Here is a 3,382-nt window from a genome sequence, read left to right on the forward strand (position 1 = left end):
TGATGGGAAAGCCTGTTATCCGTTTCCTCCGGATCCAGGTACTTTTGATGGCTCCCTGATGAGAGCTTCTGAGCTGTAGGTCAGTGATCCGATGCTTGAAGAACCTCAAGACTAGGGGTTCTCTTCAATCTGAGGAGCAGACCTCTTCAGATCAATATAGTCAGCCATAGGTGCGGCTGCTCTTGACGCATGCTGGGCGATGATTCCAGGACTATAGCCAAGCAAGTCCATGAGGGTGCGTCCGTCAACTTCCTGGGTGAGGCTGCGCAGCGTCGCGTTGCGTGCTCTTTGAGGATCGATGCCGAGGACTTTGAGCCGTCCGGCGAGGGTGTCCGGGTGTAGATGCTGGCCAGCACGAGTGCCGGGGAAGAGCCAGTCGGTGCCAGCATTCGTGGTGTTGCTGTTCTCAGGGTTTTGTAATTGTTGCCAGAACAGCTCAGTGAGGGCTGTGGGTACGGCGGCCGGTGTTGCTCCGAGCTTGAGGCGCATGCCGTCCGGAGCAGTGATGAGATGTTCTCGGCGAAGCAGGACGATCTTGTTCAGCGGGTGTGCCCATAGCAAAAGAATCAAACCAGCCAGGCGCGTAGACCGAGCTACTTGCTGGTGTTCTAAACAGTTCCTCACGAGTTCAGTCCGCTGCATGTGGGTAATCATTGGGTTGGCTTGAGCTTTTCGGAAGGGCGTATCAAGCTCATGGGTGCGGCTGCTTGGCTGACTATTGAGCCAGCGAACGAAGTTTCGGATGTGTTTTCGGGTGCTGGGGCCACTGCTCAGGTAGTCATCGATGTGCTTCTGTTGGAGCTTTTCTGCGCCGATATCGTGCGTCTCCTTGAGCCAGAGGAGAAGTTTCCCTGCCTCGGTGATTTCCTGTTTCGCGGCGCTGATGGCGGTACTGTGGTTGGTCTCCGGGTCTGCGGCTTTGTCGCGGATTCGTTTGAGGTGGCGCCACCTGGCGAAGAGTTCGACTATATGGCTTGTCCCGTCAGTGGGCAGGGAGGCGACTCTGGCTGTGATCCATTGCTCGAAACGAGCGAGGTTTTCGTTTCCGCGCTCGGGCATCATGCGATGGTGAATTAGCAAGGCTCTTAGGTGCTCAGCAGCTGTTGAGGTGGGTAGCTCGTCGAAGGCCTCATGGGTGAGTGCGAGGTTTCGGTTTCCAATCTTTTCTAGGAGATGGCGGGCTTTGGTGCCCGGACGCATGTAGGTATAAATACTCTCGGGTCGCCCTGTCTCTGTGAGCAGCTTTATGAGGCGGTGAAGTCGTAGATCTTCGTTAGGTTTGAGGACAGCAGTAAGGTCGTCGGTGAGAGTGCATTGCATGCATAAGCCTGCGCGGAATCGTTCTGCTTCGCGTCTGCAGCGGGTGCAGGTCAGCTCTGTGGCAATGCCGGCGCAATCGCGGCAGATCGGTTCACCGGTGGCAGAAGAGATGCCAGGGAGCATCCGGTGCTCGCGGCAGTCCGGGCAGGTACCGTATGTGTGCGTGGCTTGAGTGAAGCATACGCCGCAGACTGACCCGTCTGTCCAGCGGACCCGAATCTTGGCGACTAGCTGCTGACAACGGCAACAGGTGTGGTTGCCCGTTGAGCGGGGACGGCCTCTCTTCTTCTGTGGTGTGAGGTTCTCGAGCGTGGGCATGCGGGCTGATCCGTTGCCTCCCGTGGCCGGACGGCCCGGGTTACTCATCGTCTTCAACGATTCGTGCGCGCACTGGCCTGTACTGGCGCAGTTCAGGAAGGTTCTGCCCAGTTGCGTTGCTACGCTGCCTGAGAGTCTTGGCATCCGTCACGGTGTAGGTGATGAGGTCATTGGGGGTGACATCCAGTGCGTCGCAGAGTGCAACGAGGACTTTGAAAGCTATTCGTTCGGGCTCTTGGGTAACGATGCGCCAGATGGCGTTGGGGGTCAAGGTAATACCGCGTTCGTGAAGCAATTCAGCGAGGTCCTTAGCGGTATGGACACCGCGTCGTGCCATGATTTCGCGTAGCTTCCAGTTGTAAGTGATCTCGCGGCGGCTCATGAGTTCCTCCTCGATGGTTTCAGCCCAAGGGCGGCCTGGATAGTGCGTTCATGGGCCCGTTCGAGCGCAAGACGTTGGTAGTCGGGCGAAGGCATCGTATAGATCGAAGTTGTCGCCGCGTGCTCATGGCCCAACTGAAGCTGAACGAAGGTGACGTCGAATCCTTCACCGGTGATCAGATGGGTGGCGTAGGAGCGCCGGAAAGAATGGAGATCAAGTCCGGGAGGGAAACCGAGTTCGTCGATGAGTGTGTGTAGCTTACCGAGCAGGTGGGACTCACCGACAATGGAGCCCCCTGTGGTGGGGAAAAGATCATTTACGGGATGCCCGTAGCGGGGGAGACCATTGCGGATCCAATCCTGGATCATTTCCACTGACCAAGGCCAGATGGTCAGTACTGAGCGGGGTTTCTTCGCCGAACCGCGGTGTGGTTTCCCCCAGCGCACGCGAAGCACCCCCTGCTCGCCGAGATAGGGTGCCTGCGCATTGCGCGAATAGTCCACGACCTGAAGGTGGCGCAACTCGTTGGCACGCAAGCCCCAGCTGTAGGCGCTCTTGAATGCGATCGCGTCACGCCAAGCGGCCAAAGCGCCTTTGCGGCCGGAGTCCAAGATCCGTTCGACTTCAACGTCAGCTAAGTCGAAGAGCTCCTGCAGCTCGCGCTGAGTGAACGGCCGTTTGGCAGGGCGTGCCTCGGAGGGTTGGGCGTGGGTGATGTGGTTCAGTTCGGTAACTACCTGAGCGAAGACTTGCCCGAACAGCTTCGCGCTCTGTTCGCACCAGTCATAATGAGGGTCGCAGACGTACTCGCAGAAGAGCTTAATATGACCCTGATAGGCGCGAACGGTCCCATGGGAGAGGTTTCGGACAGCCCTGGCATGCGAGAAAAAGTCGTCAGCGTCCCCGAGGCTCCATTCCCACGGATAACTACCGGCGAAGTCCACCATACTCATCACCACGTTCCGTCGGGTCCGAATCGTGGCTAGCGCGAAGTCTTTTGCTCTTTGCTGCTGGGCCCAGCCATCCAAGACCATGCTGAGGAAAGCGTCCGGGTCGGGATCGTTCCCACCGAACGGAGCAAATAAAACATTTTCGTTGTTGCCCATCGACCGTCCTCAGCGCTCGAAACTGGATTGCGATTCTTGCACATTATTTGCGAGACTCGCAATAGCTGAGTCGGAAAAGCACGTCAACACATACATTGCCGCTGGATCTTTAGCGGCGTTCTAGACTAGGAACATCGCCAGCCTGACGGACGTCACCACTGATAAAGCTCAGGTCAAAAGGTAGTTGGGGGTCAATGCGGTTCGTTACCCGAAATGTCATCATGTGCGGCAGGAGCAAATAGAGTCTTTTCTACTT

Annotated in this window: 3 protein-coding genes; all 3 read right to left on the reverse strand. The window is 57.2% G+C overall.

The window, feature by feature from the left end:
• Window positions 1-111: 111 nt before the first annotated feature.
• The 3 genes from CIK74_RS00170 to CIK74_RS00180 all read right to left on the reverse strand — a co-directional run bounded on the left by CIK74_RS00170 (window position 112) and on the right by CIK74_RS00180 (window position 3,126).
• On the reverse strand, window positions 112-1,320 hold the full coding sequence (locus tag CIK74_RS00170) for a hypothetical protein (RefSeq protein ID WP_096253689.1): 1,209 nt from the start codon (window positions 1,318-1,320) through the stop codon (window positions 112-114).
• Between the two features lie 358 nt (window positions 1,321-1,678).
• Complete coding sequence (locus tag CIK74_RS00175) at window positions 1,679-2,020, reverse strand: helix-turn-helix transcriptional regulator (protein ID WP_096253690.1); 342 nt, start codon at window positions 2,018-2,020, stop codon at window positions 1,679-1,681.
• A complete protein-coding gene (locus CIK74_RS00180) occupies window positions 2,017-3,126 on the reverse strand; it encodes a site-specific integrase (RefSeq protein WP_096253691.1) in 1,110 nt (369 codons plus the stop codon). Before CIK74_RS00180 ends, CIK74_RS00175 begins: the two co-directional genes overlap by 4 nt.
• Between the last annotated feature and the right edge of the window lie 256 nt (window positions 3,127-3,382).

The organism is Glutamicibacter sp. BW77, assembly GCF_002332285.1.
In the GTDB taxonomy this organism is placed as follows: Bacteria; Actinomycetota; Actinomycetes; order Actinomycetales; family Micrococcaceae; genus Glutamicibacter; species Glutamicibacter bergerei.

Excerpts from the sequence above, each read along its gene's own strand:
- CIK74_RS00170 (WP_096253689.1), bottom strand. The coding sequence starts at position 1,320 with ATGCAATGCACTCTCACCGACGACCTTACTGCTGTCCTCAAACCTAAC.
- CIK74_RS00175 (WP_096253690.1), bottom strand. The coding sequence starts at position 2,020 with ATGAGCCGCCGCGAGATCACTTACAACTGGAAGCTACGCGAAATCATG.
- CIK74_RS00180 (WP_096253691.1), bottom strand. The coding sequence starts at position 3,126 with ATGGGCAACAACGAAAATGTTTTATTTGCTCCGTTCGGTGGGAACGAT.